Origin of the sequence: Caballeronia jiangsuensis (assembly GCF_046030135.1) — a bacterium.
GTDB lineage: Bacteria > Pseudomonadota > Gammaproteobacteria > Burkholderiales > Burkholderiaceae > Caballeronia > Caballeronia jiangsuensis.
Window position 1 is genome coordinate 1 of sequence record NZ_JAQQDB010000161.1, and the last position, 286, is coordinate 286.

1 protein-coding gene is annotated in these 286 nt (G+C 61.2%); it reads right to left on the minus strand.

Going from position 1 to position 286, the window contains the following annotated elements:
* Positions 1-7: 7 nt before the first annotated feature.
* A partial coding sequence (gene tnpB / locus PQR08_RS38800) for an IS66 family insertion sequence element accessory protein TnpB (protein WP_408164540.1) occupies positions 8-286 on the minus strand: 279 nt, incomplete at its 5' end.

Genomic DNA, 286 nt, shown 5'->3' on the forward strand with positions numbered 1-286 from the left:
ACAGGGCTCAAACCACCGTGATTGCATGATCCGGCGCAAGAGTGCGCCACGGCAGTCCCATCACGAGAGCCCGAAGCTGTTCAGGGCTCAGCCCAACGCTCACTGCCTGCTCGCCGTTCGTCCAGACGAAGCGCCCCTTGTTCAGCCGGCGTGCGGCGAGCCATATACCGAGACCATCGTAGACCAGCACCTTCATTCGGGTCGAGTGACGATTGGCAAACAGGTAGGCATGATGGGGCCTCACTGACCCGAACACCTTGACCACGCGCACAAGCAGCGTATCAGC